The sequence below is a fragment of the Dactylosporangium sp. McL0621 genome (assembly GCF_049995355.1).
GTDB lineage: Bacteria > Actinomycetota > Actinomycetes > Mycobacteriales > Micromonosporaceae > Dactylosporangium.
The window spans coordinates 12,036,894-12,056,657 of sequence record NZ_CP188259.1 but is presented as its reverse complement, the minus strand read 5'-3'; the positions used below and the strand labels follow the sequence as shown (position 1 = coordinate 12,056,657).

At 67.8% G+C, this 19,764-nt stretch carries 31 protein-coding genes and 1 pseudogene; all 32 read left to right on the top strand.

What is annotated here, in order from left to right; all coding sequences use genetic code 11:
• The first annotated feature begins 7 nt into the window (after positions 1-7).
• The gene (locus ACPPVO_RS57210; protein ID WP_360374668.1) at positions 8-343 is read left to right on the top strand and encodes a hypothetical protein; all 336 of its coding nucleotides are present in this window, start codon (positions 8-10) and stop codon (positions 341-343) included.
• On the top strand, positions 344-841 hold the full coding sequence (locus ACPPVO_RS57205) for a hypothetical protein (RefSeq protein WP_426508126.1): 498 nt from the start codon (positions 344-346) through the stop codon (positions 839-841). It abuts the gene before it with no gap.
• A 338-nt stretch (positions 842-1,179) separates the two neighbouring features.
• Complete coding sequence (rpsL, locus tag ACPPVO_RS57200) at positions 1,180-1,554, top strand: 30S ribosomal protein S12 (protein WP_033357671.1); 375 nt, start codon at positions 1,180-1,182, stop codon at positions 1,552-1,554.
• A 1-nt stretch (position 1,555) separates the two neighbouring features.
• Entirely contained in the window at positions 1,556-2,026 is a 471-nt protein-coding gene (rpsG, locus tag ACPPVO_RS57195) for a 30S ribosomal protein S7 (RefSeq protein WP_426508124.1), read from the top strand.
• A gap of 46 nt (positions 2,027-2,072) precedes the next feature.
• Positions 2,073-4,172, top strand: a complete 2,100-nt coding sequence (gene fusA, locus ACPPVO_RS57190; protein ID WP_426508122.1) for an elongation factor G — start codon at positions 2,073-2,075, stop codon at positions 4,170-4,172.
• Positions 4,173-4,370: 198 nt separating this feature from the next.
• Positions 4,371-5,564, top strand: coding sequence for an elongation factor Tu (gene tuf, locus ACPPVO_RS57185; RefSeq protein ID WP_360374660.1), 1,194 nt, complete (start codon positions 4,371-4,373; stop codon positions 5,562-5,564).
• 323 nt (positions 5,565-5,887) lie between these two features.
• The gene (rpsJ, locus tag ACPPVO_RS57180; protein WP_018347762.1) at positions 5,888-6,196 is read left to right on the top strand and encodes a 30S ribosomal protein S10; all 309 of its coding nucleotides are present in this window, start codon (positions 5,888-5,890) and stop codon (positions 6,194-6,196) included.
• Between the two features lie 12 nt (positions 6,197-6,208).
• Entirely contained in the window at positions 6,209-6,880 is a 672-nt protein-coding gene (gene rplC, locus ACPPVO_RS57175) for a 50S ribosomal protein L3 (RefSeq protein ID WP_360374658.1), read from the top strand.
• Complete coding sequence (gene rplD / locus ACPPVO_RS57170) at positions 6,877-7,545, top strand: 50S ribosomal protein L4 (protein ID WP_360374656.1); 669 nt, start codon at positions 6,877-6,879, stop codon at positions 7,543-7,545. The genes rplC and rplD overlap by 4 nt, the downstream gene beginning before the upstream one ends.
• Before the next feature lie 3 nt (positions 7,546-7,548).
• Positions 7,549-7,851, top strand: a complete 303-nt coding sequence (rplW, locus tag ACPPVO_RS57165) for a 50S ribosomal protein L23 (protein ID WP_033357665.1) — start codon at positions 7,549-7,551, stop codon at positions 7,849-7,851.
• Positions 7,852-7,863: 12 nt separating this feature from the next.
• Positions 7,864-8,703, top strand: a complete 840-nt coding sequence (rplB, locus tag ACPPVO_RS57160; RefSeq protein WP_360374653.1) for a 50S ribosomal protein L2 — start codon at positions 7,864-7,866, stop codon at positions 8,701-8,703.
• Between the two features lie 12 nt (positions 8,704-8,715).
• Complete coding sequence (rpsS, locus tag ACPPVO_RS57155; RefSeq protein WP_190249384.1) at positions 8,716-8,997, top strand: 30S ribosomal protein S19; 282 nt, start codon at positions 8,716-8,718, stop codon at positions 8,995-8,997.
• A 31-nt stretch (positions 8,998-9,028) separates the two neighbouring features.
• A pseudogene (gene rplV, locus ACPPVO_RS57150) lies at positions 9,029-9,469 on the top strand (50S ribosomal protein L22); the annotation flags it as partial.
• A 137-nt stretch (positions 9,470-9,606) separates the two neighbouring features.
• Positions 9,607-10,458: a 30S ribosomal protein S3 gene (gene rpsC / locus ACPPVO_RS57145; RefSeq protein WP_426508117.1), complete on the top strand. Its 852-nt coding sequence runs from the start codon at positions 9,607-9,609 to the stop codon at positions 10,456-10,458.
• A 3-nt stretch (positions 10,459-10,461) separates the two neighbouring features.
• A complete protein-coding gene (gene rplP / locus ACPPVO_RS57140) occupies positions 10,462-10,887 on the top strand; it encodes a 50S ribosomal protein L16 (protein WP_190249381.1) in 426 nt (141 codons plus the stop codon).
• Positions 10,887-11,126 carry a 50S ribosomal protein L29 gene (gene rpmC, locus ACPPVO_RS57135; RefSeq protein WP_360374648.1) on the top strand — a complete coding sequence of 80 codons (240 nt, stop codon included), beginning with the start codon at positions 10,887-10,889 and terminating at the stop codon, positions 11,124-11,126. Before rplP ends, rpmC begins: the two co-directional genes overlap by 1 nt.
• Before the next feature lie 2 nt (positions 11,127-11,128).
• Complete coding sequence (gene rpsQ, locus ACPPVO_RS57130) at positions 11,129-11,419, top strand: 30S ribosomal protein S17 (protein WP_360374646.1); 291 nt, start codon at positions 11,129-11,131, stop codon at positions 11,417-11,419.
• Between the two features lie 71 nt (positions 11,420-11,490).
• Complete coding sequence (gene rplN / locus ACPPVO_RS57125; protein WP_426508114.1) at positions 11,491-11,859, top strand: 50S ribosomal protein L14; 369 nt, start codon at positions 11,491-11,493, stop codon at positions 11,857-11,859.
• Positions 11,860-11,861: 2 nt separating this feature from the next.
• The gene (gene rplX / locus ACPPVO_RS57120) at positions 11,862-12,176 is read left to right on the top strand and encodes a 50S ribosomal protein L24 (protein WP_426508112.1); all 315 of its coding nucleotides are present in this window, start codon (positions 11,862-11,864) and stop codon (positions 12,174-12,176) included.
• Positions 12,176-12,739 (top strand): 50S ribosomal protein L5, encoded by a 564-nt coding sequence (gene rplE / locus ACPPVO_RS57115; protein WP_360374642.1) that lies wholly within the window; start codon positions 12,176-12,178, stop codon positions 12,737-12,739. Before rplX ends, rplE begins: the two co-directional genes overlap by 1 nt.
• A 12-nt stretch (positions 12,740-12,751) precedes the next feature.
• The gene (locus tag ACPPVO_RS57110) at positions 12,752-12,937 is read left to right on the top strand and encodes a type Z 30S ribosomal protein S14 (RefSeq protein WP_190249376.1); all 186 of its coding nucleotides are present in this window, start codon (positions 12,752-12,754) and stop codon (positions 12,935-12,937) included.
• 63 nt (positions 12,938-13,000) lie between these two features.
• On the top strand, positions 13,001-13,408 hold the full coding sequence (gene rpsH, locus ACPPVO_RS57105) for a 30S ribosomal protein S8 (protein ID WP_426508109.1): 408 nt from the start codon (positions 13,001-13,003) through the stop codon (positions 13,406-13,408).
• A gap of 13 nt (positions 13,409-13,421) precedes the next feature.
• Entirely contained in the window at positions 13,422-13,964 is a 543-nt protein-coding gene (rplF, locus tag ACPPVO_RS57100; RefSeq protein ID WP_360374637.1) for a 50S ribosomal protein L6, read from the top strand.
• Positions 13,961-14,356, top strand: a complete 396-nt coding sequence (gene rplR, locus ACPPVO_RS57095; RefSeq protein WP_360374635.1) for a 50S ribosomal protein L18 — start codon at positions 13,961-13,963, stop codon at positions 14,354-14,356. The genes rplF and rplR overlap by 4 nt, the downstream gene beginning before the upstream one ends.
• A 15-nt stretch (positions 14,357-14,371) precedes the next feature.
• Positions 14,372-14,998: a 30S ribosomal protein S5 gene (gene rpsE / locus ACPPVO_RS57090; RefSeq protein ID WP_426508106.1), complete on the top strand. Its 627-nt coding sequence runs from the start codon at positions 14,372-14,374 to the stop codon at positions 14,996-14,998.
• A gap of 2 nt (positions 14,999-15,000) precedes the next feature.
• Positions 15,001-15,183, top strand: coding sequence for a 50S ribosomal protein L30 (gene rpmD, locus ACPPVO_RS57085; protein ID WP_360374631.1), 183 nt, complete (start codon positions 15,001-15,003; stop codon positions 15,181-15,183).
• A 4-nt stretch (positions 15,184-15,187) separates the two neighbouring features.
• Entirely contained in the window at positions 15,188-15,646 is a 459-nt protein-coding gene (gene rplO, locus ACPPVO_RS57080; RefSeq protein WP_426508104.1) for a 50S ribosomal protein L15, read from the top strand.
• Between the two features lie 196 nt (positions 15,647-15,842).
• The gene (secY, locus tag ACPPVO_RS57075) at positions 15,843-17,180 is read left to right on the top strand and encodes a preprotein translocase subunit SecY (protein WP_360374897.1); all 1,338 of its coding nucleotides are present in this window, start codon (positions 15,843-15,845) and stop codon (positions 17,178-17,180) included.
• Complete coding sequence (locus ACPPVO_RS57070) at positions 17,180-17,833, top strand: adenylate kinase (protein WP_426508102.1); 654 nt, start codon at positions 17,180-17,182, stop codon at positions 17,831-17,833. Before secY ends, ACPPVO_RS57070 begins: the two co-directional genes overlap by 1 nt.
• Before the next feature lie 21 nt (positions 17,834-17,854).
• Positions 17,855-18,703, top strand: coding sequence for a type I methionyl aminopeptidase (gene map, locus ACPPVO_RS57065; protein ID WP_426508100.1), 849 nt, complete (start codon positions 17,855-17,857; stop codon positions 18,701-18,703).
• Between the two features lie 68 nt (positions 18,704-18,771).
• Positions 18,772-19,263 carry a DUF1707 SHOCT-like domain-containing protein gene (locus tag ACPPVO_RS57060; RefSeq protein ID WP_426508098.1) on the top strand — a complete coding sequence of 164 codons (492 nt, stop codon included), beginning with the start codon at positions 18,772-18,774 and terminating at the stop codon, positions 19,261-19,263.
• A gap of 219 nt (positions 19,264-19,482) precedes the next feature.
• Positions 19,483-19,704, top strand: coding sequence for a translation initiation factor IF-1 (gene infA / locus ACPPVO_RS57055; RefSeq protein WP_007073013.1), 222 nt, complete (start codon positions 19,483-19,485; stop codon positions 19,702-19,704).
• Positions 19,705-19,764 lie beyond the last annotated feature (60 nt).

Genomic DNA, 19,764 nt, shown 5'->3' with positions numbered 1-19,764 from the left:
TCGGGTGGTGAGCTCTCCCACGCGGCATCCGCTCGATCCGGATCCGGTCCGGGCGACCAAGGCCAACGCCGTGTTCGGGCTCGGCCTGCTGTCCGTGGTCACGGGTCCGTTCCTCGGTGGGGTGATCCCGGCGACGCTGGCGCTGCTCATGGCCCGCGACTCGCACCGGGAGCTCGTCGCCGCGGAGGGCTTCCTGCTCGGCGCCCGGCGGCTGCGCAACGGCGTCCGGCTGGCCTGGACCGGGATCGTGCTCGCCATCGCCGGCCTCGTCGTGCTGGCGATCATCGGCCTGCTGCACTACGCCCGGCAGCGCGGCACCGACTTCGACCCGACGGTGAACTAGATGTCGTACCCGCCGTACCAGCCGCAGCCGCCCGCGTATGGGCCGCAGCCGCCCGCGTACGGGCCGCCACCGCCGATGTACGCGCCGCCCCCGCCCTCGCCCGCGCTGGCCCCCGCCATGCGCGTCGACGCCATCCAGGGCACCCCGTTCGGCGTCGCCTATCCGGCCGTCCCCACCAGCCCGAGCGGCCCTTCCATCGGCTCGCTGGTCGCCGGCATCGCCTCGATCCTCGTGGCCCTCTTCGCGATGTGCCTGGGATTCACCGGATCGTCGGAAGGCTGGGGCCTCGCCGCCGCCGGCGCGTTCACCGTCCTGGGTATCTTTCTCGGCGCGGGCGCGGCCGGCCTGGGCCTCGCCGGCACCCGCCAGATCCGCCGGGCCGCCGGCAGTGGGCGCACGGTGAGCGGGCGGGGCATGGCCATCACCGGGATTGTGCTGGGCTGCGTCGGGGGCGGGCTGGCCATGGTCGTCGTTCTGCTCACGTTTTTGATGAGCTGACCGGCGAAAACGGGCCCCCCGGACACTTCGATCGGCGACCAGGTACTCTTGGTGTGAAGAGTGTTCCGTCGGCGGATGCCTCGGGCGATTTTGACCAGCGTCCTTACGGTGGGTACTCTTTCCCCTCGTGCCCGGCTTTGCCGGGCAACTCGTGCGTGCGCCCACATCGGTCCCGCTCCGCGGGAGTGAGAGTGGGTGCGGACCACAACCCCGGGCTGGGATCAATCGGGCCGGGTCGCGGATCTGGCGACACGCCCGACCGCGGGTGCCGGTCCCGCCGGGAAAGACACTAGAGAAGAAGACGTGCGGCCGCGAGGCCGAAGGGAGAGGCAGGCCCAGTGCCTACGATCCAGCAGCTGGTCCGCAAGGGCCGCCAGGCGAAGCTGAGCAAGACGAAGACGCCGGCGCTCAAGGGCAGCCCGCAGCGACGTGGCGTCTGCACGCGTGTGTACACCACCACGCCGAAGAAGCCCAACTCGGCGCTGCGCAAGGTGGCCCGTGTGCGGCTGAGCAACGGTATCGAGGTGACGGCCTACATCCCCGGTGTCGGTCACAACCTTCAGGAGCACTCGATCGTGCTGGTCCGCGGCGGCCGGGTGAAGGACCTCCCCGGCGTCCGGTACAAGATCATCCGTGGTTCGCTGGACACCCAGGGCGTCCGCAACCGCAAGCAGGCTCGCAGCCGTTACGGCGCGAAGAAGGAGAAGAGCTGACATGCCGCGTAAAGGCCCCGCGCCGCGCCGGCCCCTCGTGGCGGACCCGGTCTACAACTCCCTGCTCGTGACCCAGCTGATCAACAAGATCCTGGTCGAGGGCAAGCGCCAGCTCGCCGAGCGCATCGTCTACACCGCTCTCGAGGGTGCCCGCGAGAAGACCGGCACCGACCCGGTGGTGACGCTCAAGCGCGCCATGGACAACGTCAAGCCGACCCTCGAGGTCCGCAGCCGCCGCGTCGGTGGCGCGACCTACCAGGTGCCGGTCGAGGTTCGCCCTCCCCGGGCGACGACGCTGGGCCTGCGCTGGCTGGTCACCTACTCCCGCGCCCGTCGCGAGAAGACCATGACCGAGCGGCTCATGAACGAGCTGCTGGACGCGAGCAACGGCCTCGGTGCTTCGGTGAAGCGCCGCGAAGACACCCACAAGATGGCGGAGTCCAACAAGGCCTTCGCGCACTACCGCTGGTAAGCGACGCTTCCCCAGCATCCGACGAGAGACGAAGTAGGGATTTGTAGTGGCTGCCGCAGACGCCGCCCTCGCCAAGGTCCGCAACATCGGCATCATGGCGCACATCGACGCCGGTAAGACGACGACGACCGAGCGCATCCTCTTCTACACCGGCATCACGTACAAGATCGGCGAGGTCCACGAGGGCGCGGCGGTCATGGACTGGATGGAGCAGGAGCAGGAGCGCGGCATCACCATCACCTCCGCCGCCACGAAGTGCGAGTGGAAGGGCCACACGATCCAGATCATCGACACGCCCGGCCACGTCGACTTCACGGTCGAGGTCGAGCGGTCGCTGCGCGTCCTCGACGGCGCGGTTGCGGTCTACGACGGCGTTGCCGGGGTGGAGCCGCAGACCGAGAACGTCTGGCGTCAGGCGGACAAGTACAACGTCCCGCGTATGTGCTTCGTCAACAAGCTGGACCGGACCGGGGCCGACTTCTTCCGCTGCGTGCAGATGATGGTCGACCGGCTCAACGCGACCCCGCTGGTCCTGCAGATCCCGATCGGGCTCGAGAGTGAACACATCGGCGTCGTCGACCTGCTGGAGATGCGCGCGCTGACCTGGCGCGGCGAGACCCAGAAGGGCGAGGACTACGCGATCGAGGACATCCCGGAGCACCTGGTCGAGCAGGCCAACGAGTACCGGGACAAGCTCCTCGAGACCCTGTCCGAGACCGACGACGACATCATGGTCCGCTACCTCGACGGCGACACCTTCGACGTCAAGGAGCTCAAGGCCGCGATCCGCAGGGCGACGATCGCCGGCAAGCTCAACCCGGTCGTGTGCGGCTCGGCGTTCAAGAACAAGGGCGTTCAGCCCATGCTCGACGCCGTCGTCGAATTCCTGCCGTCGCCGCTGGACATCCCGGCGGTCGAGGGCGTTGCGACCGACGGTGAGACCCCGCTGCTGCGCAAGCCGTCGAACAGCGAGCCCTTCTCCGCGCTGGCGTTCAAGATCCAGACGGACAAGCACCTGGGCAAGCTGACCTACGTGCGCATCTACTCCGGCACGCTCGACTCCGGCGCCCAGGTGGTCAACTCCACCAAGGACCGCAAGGAGCGGATCGGCAAGATCTACCAGATGCACGCCAACAAGCGTGAAGAGCGTCCCAACGCCCAGGCGGGGGACATCATCGCCGTGCAGGGTCTCAAGCAGACCACCACCGGCGACACGCTGTGCGACCCGGCCAACCCGGTCATCCTCGAGTCGATGACGTTCCCGGAGCCGGTCATCCAGGTGGCCATCGAGCCGAAGAGCAAGGCCGACCAGGAGAAGCTGGGCACCGCCATCCAGCGCCTGGCCGAGGAGGACCCGACCTTCCGCGTCAAGAACGACGAGGAGACCGGCCAGACGATCATCGCCGGGATGGGCGAGCTCCACCTCGACATCCTGGTCGACCGCATGCGCCGCGAGTTCAGCGTCGAGGCCAACATCGGCAAGCCGCAGGTGGCCTACCGCGAGACCATCAAGGGCACCGTGGACAAGATCGACTATGTCCACAAGAAGCAGACCGGTGGCTCGGGGCAGTACGCGAAGGTCATCGTCAAGCTCGAGCCGCTCGAGATGTCGGCCGACGGCGCGACCTACGAGTTCGTCAACGCGGTCTCGGGCGGTCGCATCCCGAAGGAGTTCATCCCTTCGGTGGACGCCGGCGCCCAGGACGCGATGCAGTACGGCGTGCTCGCCGGCTACCCCATGGTGGGTGTGAAGCTGACGCTGCTGGACGGCCAGTACCACGAGGTCGACTCGTCGGAGATGGCGTTCAAGATCGCTGGTTCGATGGTGATGAAGGAGGCGGCCCGCCGGGCCACTCCGACGCTCCTTGAGCCGCTGATGGCCGTCGAGGTCACCACCCCGGAAGAGAACATGGGTGATGTCATCGGTGACCTCAACTCCCGGCGGGGCACCATCCAGGCGATGGAGGAGCGTGGCGGCGCCCGTGTCGTCCGCGCCACCGTGCCGTTGTCGGAAATGTTCGGCTACGTCGGCGACCTGCGGTCGAAGACTCAGGGCCGAGCGAGCTACTCGATGCAGTTCGACTCCTACGCCGAGGTTCCCGCGAACGTGGCGAAGGAGATCATCGCGAAGGCAACCGGCGAATAAGTTCCCAGTCCGGCTCGTAGGCCGCTACGCGGAGTTCGAGTCGGACCGGGCCTGCACTCGCCGGTAATGGCCGTGAGGCTGTGTCAGCGGGGCTGAGGCTTCAAGTTTTTTGGAGCCGGCCAGACCCAAGTCGACCGGGTGCGTCGGCGCTTCCAGCGTCGGCGCACCGTGAACCAAGAAGTCCACAGGAGGACACCAGTGGCGAAGGCGAAGTTCGAGCGGACTAAGCCGCACGTCAACATCGGCACCATCGGTCACATCGACCACGGTAAGACGACGCTGACGGCGGCCATTACCAAGGTGCTGCACGACGAGTTCCCGGACCTCAACCCCTACACGCCTTTCGACGAGATCGACAAGGCGCCGGAGGAGAAGGCCCGCGGTATCACGATCTCGATCGCGCACGTCGAGTACCAGACCGCGAACCGGCACTACGCGCACGTCGACTGCCCGGGTCACGCCGACTACATCAAGAACATGATCACCGGTGCCGCGCAGATGGACGGCGCGATCCTGGTGGTGGCGGCGACCGACGGCCCGATGCCGCAGACCCGCGAGCACGTGCTGCTGGCCCGCCAGGTCGGTGTGCCGTACATCGTCGTGGCGCTGAACAAGAGCGACATGGTCGAGGACGAGGAGCTCCTCGAGCTCGTCGAGCTCGAGGTCCGTGAGCTGCTGTCGAGCCAGGAGTTCCCGGGCGACGACGCTCCGGTCGTGCGTGTCTCGGCGCTGAAGGCGCTCGAGGGCGACGAGCAGTGGACCGGCGCGCTGCTGGAGCTGATGAACGCGGTCGACACCGCGATCCCGCAGCCCGAGCGTGAGACCGAGAAGCCGTTCCTCATGCCCGTCGAGGACGTCTTCACGATCACCGGTCGTGGCACGGTCGTGACCGGTCGCGTCGAGCGTGGCATCCTCAAGCCGAACGAGGAGGTCGAAATCGTTGGCATCAAGGCCAAGTCGATGAAGACCACCTGCACGGCGATCGAGATGTTCCGCAAGATCCTCGACGAGGCGCGTGCCGGCGAGAACGTCGGTCTGCTCCTGCGTGGTATCAAGCGCGAGGACGTCGAGCGCGGCATGGTCGTGGTGAAGCCGGGCAGCAACACCCCGCACACCGAGTTCGAGGCGACCGTCTACATCCTCTCCAAGGAGGAGGGTGGCCGGCACACCCCGTTCTTCCAGAACTACCGGCCGCAGTTCTACTTCCGCACCACGGACGTCACCGGCGTCGTCACGCTGCCCGAGGGCACCGAGATGGTCATGCCGGGCGACAACACCAGCATGTCGGTGCAGCTCATCCAGCCCATCGCGATGGAGGAAAACCTCCGCTTCGCGATCCGCGAGGGTGGCCGCACCGTCGGCGCCGGCCGTGTGACGAAGATCATCAAGTAGCACCAGAGGTACCCCGATTTCACTTTGTCGCAGTACATGCGGCATAATGGTCGGGTTGCGTCGTGGGGCGGTCGAGACGCTCGCTGAGAAGTCTCGACCGCTTCTGCGCGGCGTCGGTCCAGTGGGCCGGCGCTGATCCCCTCGACTGGGCGTGGCACGCCCTGGGGTTGGTCTCCACAGCGGAAATCGCGTGTGGCGGAGCCTGGCCCTTGGCCGCGACACGCCCGACCGCGGGGGTCGGACAAAATCAATAGGCGGCACCGGACCCTGCGGGGTTTGGCGGGGCTGCGAGGCCCCGCATGAGAGAGGGAACTGAAGCCACCATGGCGGGACAGAAGATCCGCATCCGGCTCAAGGCCTACGACCACGAGGTCGTCGACTCCTCGGCGCGGAAGATCGTCGAGACGGTCACGCGCACCGGGGCTCAGGTCGCTGGGCCGGTGCCGCTGCCCACTGAGATCAACCGCTACTGCGTGATCCGCTCGCCGCACAAGTACAAGGACTCGCGCGAGCACTTCGAGATGCGCACGCACAAGCGTCTGATCGACATCATCGACCCCACCCCGAAGACGGTCGACTCGCTCATGCGGCTCGACCTTCCGGCCGGCGTCGACATCGAGATCAAGCTGTAGGGACTCTGACTTATGGACAGGCAAGTCAAGGGCATCCTGGGTGAGAAGCTCGGCATGACCCAGGTCTGGGACAACGGCAAGGTTGTCCCCGTGACCGTGGTCCAGGCCGGCCCGTGCGTCGTGACCCAGGTGCGCACGCCCGACAACGACGGCTACTCGGCGGTCCAGCTGGCCTGGGGCCAGATCGACCCCCGCAAGGTCAACAAGCCGCGCGCCGGCCACTTCGCCAAGGCGGACGTCGCGCCGCGCCGGCACGTGGTCGAGCTGCGCACCACCGACGCCGGCGAGTACGCGCTCGGCCAGGAGATCAGCGCCGACACGTTCGCCACCGGCCAGCGCATCGACGTGACCGGCCGCACCAAGGGCAAGGGCTACGCCGGCGTCATGAAGCGGCACGGCTTCCACGGTCTGCGGGCCAGCCACGGTGTCGAGCGCAAGCACCGCTCGCCCGGCTCCATCGGCGCCTGCGCGACCCCCGGTCGCGTCTTCAAGGGCGTGCGGATGGCCGGTCGCATGGGTGGCGCGCGCTTCACCGTGCAGAACCTCACGGTTCAGGCGGTCGACGCCGAGCAGGGTCTGATCCTGATCCGGGGCGCCGTCCCCGGCCCGAAGGGCAGCCTCGTGCTCCTGCGCACCGCGGCCAAGGTCGAGACGAAGGCGCAGAAGGGCGGGATCACGCGATGAGCACCGTCGACGTTCGTAAGGCCGACGGCACCACCAACGGCTCCGTCGAGCTCCCCGACGACATCTTCGACGCCCAGGCCAGCATTCCGCTGCTGCACCAGGTCGTCGTCGCCCAGCTCAACGCCGCCCGCCAGGGCACGCACAAGGCGAAGAGCCGCGGCGAGGTCGCCGGCGGCGGCAAGAAGCCTTACAAGCAGAAGGGCACCGGTCGCGCCCGCCAGGGCTCGATCCGCGCGCCGCAGTTCACCGGTGGTGGCGTGGTCCACGGCCCCGTGCCGCGCGACTACACCCAGCGGGTGAACAAGAAGATGAAGGCCGCCGCCCTGCGCGGTGCGCTCTCGGACCGCGCCCGCGAGGGTCGCATCCACGTCGTCGAGACCTTCGTCGAGGGCGAGTCGCCGAAGACGAAGGACGCGCTGACCGCGCTCCGCGGCATCACCGAGGCCCGCCGGGTCCTGGTGGTGCTCGCCCGCGACGACGAGGCCAACTGGCTGAGCCTGCGCAACGAGCAGTCGGTGCACCTGCTGGTCGCCGACCAGCTCAACACCCACGACGTGCTCGTGGCCGACGACGTGGTGTTCACCACCGCGGCGCTGGACGAGTTCCTCGGGGTTCCGGCCGAGTCCGGCGCGAGCGCCGACGCCGACACCAACGAGGAGGGCTGAGCCATGGCGACGATCGCAGACCCGCGTGACGTGATCATCCAGCCGGTGGTCTCGGAGAAGAGCTACAGCGAGCTCAACCGCAACTGGTACACGTTCCTGGTGCACCCGGACGCCAACAAGACCGAGATCAAGATCGCGATCCAGCAGATCTTCAACGTCCGCGTCCTGTCGGTCAACACCATCAATCGCGAAGGCAAGCGCAAGCGCACCCGCACGGGTTGGGGCAAGCGCAAGGACACGAAGCGGGCGATGGTGAAGCTCGCCGAGGGTGACCGGATCGAAGCCTTCGGCGGACCGGTCAGCTGAGGGGTATAGACGATGGCTATCCGTAAGTACAAGCCGACGACGCCCGGTCGTCGTGGTTCGAGCGTTGCCGACTTCGCGGAGATCACCCGATCGACGCCGGAGAAGTCGCTGCTCGTGCCGCTGCCGAACAAGGGCGGCCGCAACGTGCACGGGCGGGTCACCGCTCGGCACCAGGGCGGCGGGCACAAGCGCCAGTACCGGTTGATCGACTTCAGGCGCGCGGACAAGGACGGGATTCCCGCCAAGGTCGCGCACATCGAGTACGACCCCAACCGCACCGCGCGCATCGCCCTGCTGCACTACGCCGACGGCGAGAAGCGCTACATCATCGCCCCGAAGGACCTCAAGCAGGGCGACCAGGTCGAGGCGGGCGTCGGCGCGGACATCAAGCCGGGCAACAACCTGCCGCTGCGCAACATCCCGGTCGGCACCACCGTCCACGCGGTGGAGCTGCGCCCGGGCGGCGGCGCCAAGCTGGCCCGCTCGGCCGGCGTCGGCATCCAGCTGCTGGGCCGCGAGGGTCAGTACGCCACGCTGCGCATGCCCTCGGGCGAGATCCGGCGTGTCGACGTGCACTGCCGTGCCACCGTCGGCGAGATCGGCAACGCCGACCAGTCGAACATCAACTGGGGCAAGGCCGGCCGCATGCGGTGGAAGGGCAAGCGCCCGACCGTCCGTGGTGTCGCGATGAACCCGATCGACCACCCGCACGGTGGTGGTGAGGGCAAGACCTCTGGTGGCCGCCACCCGGTCAACCCGAAGGGCAAGCCGGAGGGCCGCACGCGGCGCAAGGGCCAGCCGAGCGACCGTCTCATCGTCCGTCGGCGTTACGCCACCCGGAAGCGCGGCTAAGGAGCCTGAGCAATGCCTCGCAGCCTGAAGAAGGGCCCGTTCGTTGACGACCACCTGATCAAGAAGGTGGAAGTCCAGAACGCCAAGAATTCCAAGAACGTCATCAAGACCTGGTCGCGCCGGTCGACGATCGTCCCCGAGATGCTCGGGCACACGATCGCCGTCCACGATGGGCGCAAGCACGTACCGGTCTTCGTGACCGAGGCGATGGTCGGGCACAAGCTCGGCGAGTTCGCGCTGACCCGCACGTTCAAGGGTCACGAGAAGGACGACCGGAAGAGCCGCCGCCGCTAAGGCAGCCGATAGGAATCAAGAGGATTTCCCGATGCCAACGAAGAGCGAGGCGGCGCTGCCCGGTGCGCGGGCAATCGCGCGGCACGTGCGCGTGTCGCCGATGAAGGCGCGCCGTGTGGTGAACCTTGTGCGCGGCCTGCCCGCGCGCGAGGCGCTCACGGTGCTGCAGTTCGCGCCGCAGTCGGCGAGCGAGCCGGTCTACAAGGTGCTTGCGAGCGCCATCGCCAACGCAGAGAACAACGAGCGTCTCGACCCCGATTCGCTCCTGGTCGCGGCGGCGTACGTCGACGAGGGCCCGACGCTCAAGCGGTTCCGGCCGCGGGCGCAGGGCCGGGCGTACCGGATCCGCAAGCGCACCAGCCACATCACGATCGTGGTCGAGAGCGTCCCGGCCGCCCAGGCCCGCGCGGCGAAGGCCGGCGTGGCCAAGGCGACCAAGGCCGCGAAGGCCGTGACGCCGGAGGTCGACGAGGTCGACGAGGTCGACTCGCCGCCCGCGAAGAAGGCGGGTGCGAAGAAGGCTCCGGCCAAGAAGGCCGCGCCCGCCAAGCAGGCGGAGGCCACGAAGGCGGACGCCGACGAGGCTGACGCCGAGGAAGGGACCGAGTAATGGGTCAGAAGGTTCACCCGCACGGGTTCCGGCTCGGCATCAGCACCGACTGGAAGTCGCGCTGGTACGCGGACAAGCTCTACAAGGACTACATCGCCGAGGACGTCAAGATCCGTCGGATGATGTCCAAGGGCCTGGAGCGCGCCGGCATCGCCAAGGTCGACATCGAGCGCACCCGCGACCGGGTCCGCGTGGACATCCACACGGCCCGCCCGGGTATCGTGATCGGCCGTAAGGGCGCCGAGGCGGACCGCATCCGCGCCGAGCTCGAGAAGCTCACCGGCAAGCAGGTGCAGCTCAACATCCTCGAGGTGAAGAGCCCGGAGTCGGACGCGCAGCTCGTTGCGCAGGCCGTCGCGGAGCAGCTGTCCAGCCGCGTCAGCTTCCGCCGCGCGATGCGCAAGTCGATGCAGTCGGCCATGAAGAACCCGCTCGTGCGCGGAATTCGGGTGCAGGTCTCCGGCCGTCTCGGCGGCGCGGAGATGAGCCGTACCGAGTTCTACCGCGAGGGTCGCGTGCCGCTGCACTCGCTGCGCGCGAACATCGAGTACGGCTTCTTCGAGGCCCGTACGACCTTCGGCCGCATCGGCGTGAAGGTCTGGATCTACAAGGGCGACGCCGTTCCGGGTCGCGAGGCGCCGGCCGAGGCCGCCGCTCCGCGTGGCCGCCGTGAGCGTCCCGACCGGCCCGAGCGTCCGCGCCGCGGTCGTTCCGGCTCGTCCGGTACGACCGCCGGTGGCACCGAGGCCGGTCGCGCCGCGGCCGCCGCGCACGCACAGGCCGCCGCCACCGAGAGCGCTCCGGCCGCCGAGGCCGCGCCCGCTCCGGCAGAGACGCAGCAGGAGGGCTGACGAATGCTTATCCCTCGTAAGCCCCCGAAGGGCTTCCGCAAGCCGCACCACCCGGACCGTCACGGTCCGGCCAAGGGCGGCACGCGAGTGGTCTTCGGCGAGTTCGGTATTCAGGCTCTCGAGCCCGCGTACATCACGAACCGCCAGATCGAGGCGGCCCGTATCGCCATGACCCGGCACATCCGCCGTGGTGGCAAGGTCTGGATCACGATCTTCCCGGACCGCTCCATCACCAAGAAGCCGGCCGAGACCCGCATGGGTTCCGGCAAGGGTTCGCCGGAGTGGTGGGTGGCCAACATCAAGCCGGGCCGGATCCTCTTCGAGATGTCGTTCCCGAACGAGCAGATCGCCCGGGAAGCAATGCGCCGCGCGATCCACAAGCTTCCGCTGAAGTGCCGGATCGTCACGCGCGAAGGGGCTGATGTGTGATGGCCGCCGGTATCAAGGCGACCGAGCTGCGGGATATGTCCGACGAGGGCCTGGTCGAGAAGCTGCGGGAAGCCAAGGCGGAGCTGTTCAACCTCCGCGTCCAGTCGGCCACCGGCCAGCTGGACAACCACGGGCGTCTGCAGACCATCCGCAGGGACATCGCCCGGATCTACACGATCATGCGCGAGCGCGAGCTGGGACTTTCGGCCGCGCCCGACGCTGTGGCTGAGGTGGCGTGAACATGAGCGAGCAGACGACCGAGTCGGGCACCGAGACCGAGGTGCGCGGCCGCCGCAAGGTCCGCGAGGGCCTCGTGGTGAGCGACAAGATGAACAAGACCGTCGTCGTGGCGGTCGAGGACCAGGTCAAGCACCCGCTGTACGGCAAGGTCATGCGCCGCACCAGCAAGCTCAAGGCGCACGACGAGCAGAACGCGTGCGGCGTCGGTGACCGGGTGCTGCTCATGGAGACCCGCCCCCTGTCGGCGACCAAGCGCTGGCGGGTCGTGGAGATCCTCGAAAAGGCCAAGTAAGGCCGTCGTTCCGCCAAGCTCGGCGCCGGGCGTGCCCGGCGCCGAGAACTGGCAGACATTAGGAGACAAGCGTGATTCAGCAGGAGTCGCGGCTGCGCGTCGCCGACAACACGGGTGCCCGGGAAATTCTGTGCATCCGTGTGCTCGGTGGCTCCGGCCGCCGCTATGCAGGCATCGGCGACATCATCGTGGCTACGGTGAAGGACGCCATTCCGGGCGCCGGCGTGAAGAAGGGCGACGTGATCAAGGCCGTCGTCGTCCGCACCACGAAGGAGCGGCGCCGGCCGGACGGTTCGTACATCCGGTTCGACGAGAACGCCGCCGTGATCATCAAGGATGGCGGCGACCCGCGCGGTACCCGTATCTTCGGCCCGGTCGGGCGTGAGCTCCGGGACAAGCGTTTCATGAAGATCATCTCGCTCGCGCCGGAGGTGTTGTAGCCATGAAGGTGAAAAAGGGCGACACCGTCCTCGTCATCGCCGGCAAGGACAAGGGGTCCCGCGGCAAGGTCCTCTCGGCTATGCCGCGCGAGGACAAGGTCGTCGTCGAGGGCGTCAACCGGGTCAAGAAGCACACCCGCATCCGCACCACCCAGCGGGGCTCGAAGACCGGCGGCATCGTGACGCAGGAAGCCCCGATCCACATCTCCAACGTGATGGTGATCGACTCGGACGGCAACGCCACCCGCGTCGGCTCCCGCGAGGACGAGAACGGCCTGAAGACCCGCGTGTCCCGCCGTTCGGGTAAGGAACTGTGATGACGACGGTCGAGAAGGTGAACCCGCGCCTGAAGCAGCGCTACCGCGACGAGATCGCGGGCGCTCTGCGGGAGCAGTTCAAGTACGCCAACGTCATGCAGATCCCGGGCGTGGTGAAGGTCGTCGTGAACATGGGTGTCGGCGAGGCTGCTCGCGACTCCAAGCTCATCGACGGCGCGGTGCGCGACCTGGCCACCATTACGGGCCAGAAGCCGCAGGTCCGGCGGGCGACCAAGTCGATCGCGCAGTTCAAGCTGCGCGAGGGCATGCCGATCGGCGCCAAGGTCACCCTGCGCAACGACCGGATGTGGGAGTTCCTGGACCGGCTGCTGTCGATCGCGCTGCCGCGTATCCGCGACTTCCGCGGTCTGGACGGGCGCAAGCTCGACGGCAACGGCAACTACACGTTCGGTCTCACCGAGCAGTCGGTGTTCCACGAGATCGACCAGGACCGCATCGACCGGCCGCGAGGGATGGACATCACCGTGGTCACCACCGCCCGCACGGACGAGGAGGGTCGCGCGCTGCTCAAGCTGCTCGGCTTCCCCTTCCGTGAGAACTAGGGAGAACTGACCATGGCGAAGAAGGCCCTTGTCCTCAAGGCCGCCGCGAAGCCCAAGTTCGCGGTCCGCGCTTACACCCGCTGCCAGCGCTGCGGCCGGCCCAAGGCCGTCTACCGCAAGTTCGGCCTGTGCCGCGTGTGCATCCGCGAGATGGCGCACCGGGGCGAACTGCCCGGCGTTTCCAAGGCTTCCTGGTAATCCTCCTTCGCCGCAGGCCCACCGAGCCGGTGCGGAACCGCGGCGAGAAAGGCAAACAAACCCATGACCATGACCGACCCGATCGCAGACATGCTGACCCGTCTGCGCAACGCCAACCAGGCGTACCACGACCGGGTGTCGATGCCATATTCGAAGATCAAGGCGAACATCGCCGAGGTGCTCAAGGCCGAGGGCTACGTGTCCGCGTGGCTGGTTCAGGACCCCGAGGAAGGCAAGGTCGGCAAGACCCTTGTCGTCGACCTCAAGTACGGCCAGAACCGTGAGCGCAGCCTCGCCGGCATCCGGCGCGTGTCGAAGCCCGGCCTCCGCGTCTACGCGAAGTCGGTCGAGATGCCGCGCGTGCTCGGCGGCCTTGGCGTGGCCATCATCTCGACGTCCCAGGGTCTGCTGACCGACAAGCAGGCTCGCAAGCGAGGGGTGGGCGGGGAAGTCCTCGCCTACGTCTGGTAAGGGAAGGCATCACATGTCTCGAATCGGACGTAAGCCGATCACGGTGCCCAGCGGCGTCGACATCAAGGTCGACGGTCCGCGCATCACCGTCAAGGGCCCCAAGGGCGAGCTGTCCCACACGCTGGCCGAGCCGATCACGGTCGAGCGGGCCGAGGATGGCAGCTTCAACGTCGTCCGCCCGAACGACGAGCGGAAGTCCAAGGAGCTGCACGGCCTCTCGCGCACGCTGATCTCCAACATGGTGATCGGCGTCACCGAGGGCTACCGCAAGAGCCTGGAGATCGCCGGTACCGGTTACCGCGTGACCGCCAAGGGCAGTGACCTCGAGTTCGCGCTCGGGTTCTCGCACCCGGTGCTGGTCACGCCGCCGCCGGGGATCACCTTCTCGGTCGAGAAGCCGACGGTGTTCCACATCGCCGGCATCGACAAGCAGCAGGTCGGCGAGGTCGCCGCCAACATCCGCAAGATTCGCCCGCCGGAGCCGTACAAGGGCAAGGGCGTGCGGTACCAGGGCGAGGTCATCCGCCGCAAGGCCGGAAAGGCTGGTAAGAAATGAGCGCCACGCTGCTCAAGCGCCGCAACTCCGGTGGCGTTGCCGCCGCGCGCCGCACGGGGCGTGCTCGCCGGCACTTCCGCATCCGCAAGCACGTGGGTGGTACCGCCGAGCGTCCTCGCCTGGTGGTCACCCGTTCGCTGCGGAACGTCACGGCGCAGATCGTCGACGACCTCAAGGGCCACACGCTGGCCTCGGCCTCGACGCTCGACGCGACCATCCGTGGCACCGAAGGCGACAAGAAGGCCCAGGCGGCGAAGGTGGGCAAGCTGCTCGCCGAGCGGGCCCGGGCCGCGGGTGTTGGCAAGGTCGTCTTCGACCGTGGTGGCAACAAGTACGCCGGGCGCCTCGCGGCCCTGGCGGACGCCGCCCGCGAAGCCGGACTCGAGTTCTAAAAAGGAGAAACGTTCATGCCTGGTCCTCAGCGCAGGGGCGGCGGGTCCGGTAACACCCAAGAAGGTGGTGGCGGCCGTCGCGAAAATCGTCGTGACGGCGGCGGTCGTGGTAACGCGCCCGCCGAGAAGACCCCCCACCTCGAGCGGGTCGTCGCGATCAACCGTGTTGCCAAGGTCGTAAAGGGTGGTCGTCGCTTCAGCTTCACCGCCCTGGTCATCGTCGGCGACGGCGACGGCACGGTCGGCGTCGGCTACGGAAAGGCCAAGGAGGTGCCCGCGGCCATCGCCAAGGGCGTCGAGGAGGCCAAGAAGCACTTCTTCAAGGTTCCGCGGCTCGCGGCGTCCATCCCGCACCCGGTGATCGGCGAGGACGCGGCCGGTGTCGTGCTGCTCAAGCCGGCCTCCGCCGGTACGGGCGTCATCGCCGGCGGCCCGGTCCGTGCCGTCCTGGAGTGCGCGGGCATCCACGACGTGCTGTCCAAGAGCCTCGGCTCCTCCAACGCCATCAACATCGTCCACGCGACGGTGGCGGCGCTGAAGATGCTCGAGTCGCCGGAGGCCGTGGCCGCGCGCCGTGGCCTGCCGGTCGAGGACGTCGCGCCGGCCGCCATGCTGGCCGCACGTGCCGGGGCGGGGGCATAGCCATGGCCCGTCTGAAGGTGACCCAGATCCGGTCCGAGATCGGGGGCAAGCAGAACCAGCGGGACACGCTGCGTTCGCTCGGCCTGAAGCGGATCCGCGACGTGGTCGTCAAGGAGGACCGCCCGGAGATCCGCGGCATGATCCACACTGTGGCGCACCTCGTCACCGTGGAAGAGGTGGAGTAATCCGATGACGATCAAGCTGCACCACCTGCGGCCCGCCCCGGGTGCCAAGACCGCGAAGACCCGTGTGGGTCGCGGTGAGGGCTCCAAGGGCAAGACCGCCGGTCGTGGTACCAAGGGCTCCAAGGCCCGCAAGAACATCTCGGCGGCGTTCGAGGGTGGGCAGATGCCCCTCCACATGCGCCTGCCGAAGCTCAAGGGCTTCCGCAACCGCAACCGGATCGAGTTCCAGGTTGTGAATCTTGCACGCCTCGCGGAGCTCTTCCCGCAGGGCGGCGAGATCGGCGTGCCCGAGCTGGTCGACGCCGGCGCCGTCCGCAAGGGCGAGCTGGTCAAGGTCCTCGGTGACGGGGAGCTCGGCGGCGTGAAGCTGCAGGTCAGCGCGCACAAGTTCAGCGCGACGGCCAAAGATAAGATCGAGGCGGCCGGCGGCTCTGTGAAGCTGCTCGGCGGCGACAGCGAATAGAACGCTATCGTGGCGTCCACCGTCCCGGTGGGCGCCACGCGGCGCCTCAAAAGCCGGACGTGATGTGCCCCGGACATCCTGTTAGAGTCCGTTGCGCAGTAACACGCTCGACTCATACGTTCGACAGCGTCCCAAGCACCACCCGGACCCCACCTCGTCGGCCGAACGACCGGCCGCCTTGCGCAGGAGGATGAAGTTGCTCTCCGCCTTTGTTAGTGCGTTCCGAACGCCTGACCTGCGCAAGAAAATCCTGTTCACGTTGCTGATGATCGGCATCTACCGGCTCGGCGCGACGCTGCCCAGCCCGGGCGTGTCCTACGGCAACGTGCAGAAGTGCCTCAACATCGTCGAGAACAGCAAGGACAACCAGGTCTTCACCCTGTTGAACCTGTTCTCCGGTGGGGCATTGCTCCAGCTGTCGGTGTTCGCGCTGGGCATCATGCCCTACATCACCGCGAGCATCATCCTCCAGCTGCTGACGGTGGTGATCCCGCGCCTTGAGCAGCTGCGCAAGGAAGGCCAGTCCGGCCAGGCGAAGATCACGCAGTACACGCGGTACCTGACCCTCGGGCTCGGCATCCTGCAGGCCTCGGCGTTCGTCGCCCTGGCGCGGTCCGGCCAGCTCTTCGGCGGCGCCTGCGACCAGTCGCAGTACCCGATCATCCCGGACACCGGCAAGATCCCGATGTGGCTGACGCTGACCGCCCTGGTCGTCACCATGACCGCCGGCACCGGCGTCATCATGTGGCTGGGTGAGATGGTCACCGACCGCGGCGTCGGCAACGGCATGTCCGTCCTCATCTTCACCTCGATCGCGGCCCGGCTCCCGCTCGAGGGCATCCAGATCTGGCAGGACAACAAGACCACGTTCTTCGTGATCGTCGGCCTGGCGGTCGTCGTCATCGCCTTCGTGGTCTTCCTCGAACAGGCCCAGCGGCGCATCCCGGTGCAGTACGCGAAGCGCATGATCGGCCGGCGCATGTACGGCGGCACCTCGACCTACATCCCGCTGAAGGTCAACCAGGCGGGTGTCATCCCGGTCATCTTCGCCTCGTCGCTGCTCTACATCCCGCAGCTGATCACGTCCTTCGCCGGCACCAGCTCGACGAACAAGACGATCCTGTGGATCAACCGGAACATCGTGCCGCAGAACAGCGCCTGGCACATCTCGATCTACTTCCTGTTGATCATCTTCTTCACGTACTTCTACGTGTCCATCACCTTCAACCCGACCGAGGTGGCGGACAACATGCGGAAGTACGGTGGTTTCGTGCCCGGCATCCGCCCGGGCAAGCCGACCGCCGAGTATCTTGACTTCATCCTCAGCCGCATCACCCTCCCCGGCGCGCTCTACCTGGGCATCATCTCGATCCTGCCCAACCTGCTCATCGGGATCGTGGGCGGCGGGCAGGCTCTGCAGAACTTCCCGTTCGGCGGCACGGCGGTCCTCATTATTGTTGGTGTTGGCCTCGAAACGGTGAAGCAGATCGAGAGCCAGCTGATGCAGCGCAACTACGAAGGGTTCCTCCGGTAGTGAGGCTGGTGCTGGTAGGTCCCCCCGGGGCGGGCAAGGGGACCCAGGCCGAGTACATCGCCGCGCATCTCGCCGTGCCCAAAATCTCCACCGGCGACATCTTCCGCGCGAACGTCGGGCAGGGCACGCCGCTCGGCGTAGAGGCCAAGCGCTACATGGACGCCGGCCAGCTGGTGCCCGACGAGGTCACGATCAACATGGTGTCCGACCGGCTGGCCGAGGGCGACGCGGTCGACGGCTTCCTGCTCGACGGCTTCCCCCGCACGGTGCCGCAGGCCAACGCGCTCGACAAGCTGCTGGCCGACCTCGGCACCGGCCTGGACATCGTCCTCGAGCTCGTCGTGGAGAACGAAGAGGTCATCCGCCGGCTCTCGGGCCGGCGGACCTGCCGTGGCTGCGGCAAGATCTGGCACGTCGAGTTCGACGCGCCGACGCACGACGAGGTCTGCGACCGGTGCGGCGGCGAGCTGTTCCAGCGCGACGACGACAAGGCCGAGACCATCGCCGAGCGGCTGAAGGTCTACGCCCGCGACACGTCGCCGCTGGTGGACTACTTCGGCGCACAGGGCAAGCTGGTGGGCATCGACGCGACGGGTCCGGTCGAGGACGTCACCGTGCGCGCGATCGACGCCCTGCGCTCCTACGGCGCCTGAACAACACGACGGGTAAGTTTCATGGCCCCTCACCAGCTCGAGATCGAGCTCAAGACGCCCGAAGAGATCGGCCTCATGCGCCGTGCCGGGCTGGTCGTCGCCGACGCACTGGAGCGGATGCGGGCCGCGGTCGCGCCCGGCGTCTCCACCGCCGAGCTCGACCGCATCGCCGAGGAGACCATCCGGTCCGCGGGTGCCGTGCCGTCCTTCAAGGGCTACCACGGGTACCCGGCGTCGATCTGCTCCTCGGTCAACGACCAGGTCGTCCACGCAATCCCGAGCCCGCGGCAGGTGCTGCACGAGGGTGACCTCATCTCCATCGACTGCGGCGCGGACCTCGACGGGTGGCACGGAGACGCCGCGATCACGGTCGGCGTCGGTGAGGTACACCCGGATCTGCTGCGGCTCGTGCGGGTCGCCGAGGACGCCATGTGGGCCGGCATCGCCGCGGCCGCTCGCGGGGCGCGTTCGGGCAAGGGGCGGCTGACCGACATCTCGTTCGCCATCCAGTCGGCGATCCGCAAGGCCAGCCGCTTCGGCATCGTCGAGGGCTACGGCGGGCACGGCATCGGCAGCGCCATGCACCAAGACCCCTTCGTGCAGAACTCCGGCCGCCCGGGCAAGGGCCCGATGCTGCGTCCGGGCATCGCGCTGGCCATCGAGCCCATGATCACCAAGGGGAAGCCGAAGGTCGCTGAGCTCGACGACGGCTGGACCGTGGTGACCGTCGACGGCTCGGTCGCGGCGCACGTCGAGCACACCATGGCTCTCTGCGACGACGGCGTCTGGGTGCTCACCGCCCACGACGGGGGTCGTTCCCGCCTCGGTGACCTGGTCACCGCCCGTGAGCCGGTGCCGGCCGGCGAGTAAGGGAAAAGCCGGGGTGGAGGTGCACGTGCCTCGGTGCGATGCTGTGTGCAGTGTCCGAAGGGGGAGCGGTGGCAGACCGGCGGGAAGACCTGCGCGCGGCCGATGTGGATCGGCAGTTCGTGGCGGAGCGTCTGAAGGCGGCACTCGACGAGGGCCGGCTGTCGCTCGGCGAGTACGACGACCGGCTCAAGGAGACGTACTCCGCGCGGACCTACGGCGACCTGGACGACATCCTCAAGGACCTCCCCGGCTTCCATCCGATGGGCGGCTCGCAGCTGGAGCCCAGCGAGCCCGTCGCCGACGAGCCGGACGAGCGGCCCCGCCGGTCGGGTGACGGCAACCCCAAGTGGCTGGTCGGCATCTGGAGCGCCTGGCTCGTCGCCGTGTCGGTCAACGTGGTCATCTGGGCCCTGGTGAGCCTGTCCGCCGGCGAGCCCGTCTACTTCTGGCCGATGTGGGTCGCGGGCCCCTGGGGTGCGGTGCTGCTCGCCTCGACCTTCTCGGTCAAGGCGCTCGGCCACAACCCGGAGAGCAACCAGCGGCGCTACCGCGACAGCTGAAACACCGCTCGGCCGGTCCGTTTCCGCCGGCTGCAGGCCCCGATTTGGTGCACGGGGCGCACACGCGTAGACTTGCCCATTGGCGCAAAGCGTCCACTCCGGCATGCCCCCACGCGCTTCTAGTGGCAGGACCGGAGCCGCGGCTGGCTTCAGGCCTTCTGGCCTGGAGAAATGGATGCGAGCGTCAACCACCAGACCCGATGTCAGGTAGCGGAGGACATGCCGAAGAAAGACGGGGCCATCGAGATCGAGGGCCGAGTGATCGAGCCACTTCCGAACGCGATGTTCCGGGTGGAGCTCGCCAATGGCCATAAGGTCTTGGCGCACATCAGCGGCAAGATGCGGCAGCACTACATCCGCATCCTGCCCGAGGACCGTGTTGTCGTGGAGCTCTCGCCCTACGACCTCACCCGCGGGCGCATCGTCTACCGCTACAAGTAATCGGTATCCGGTACCCAGTTAACGGTCGGGTTCTGTCGTGCCCGTTCGTACGAGCGCGCA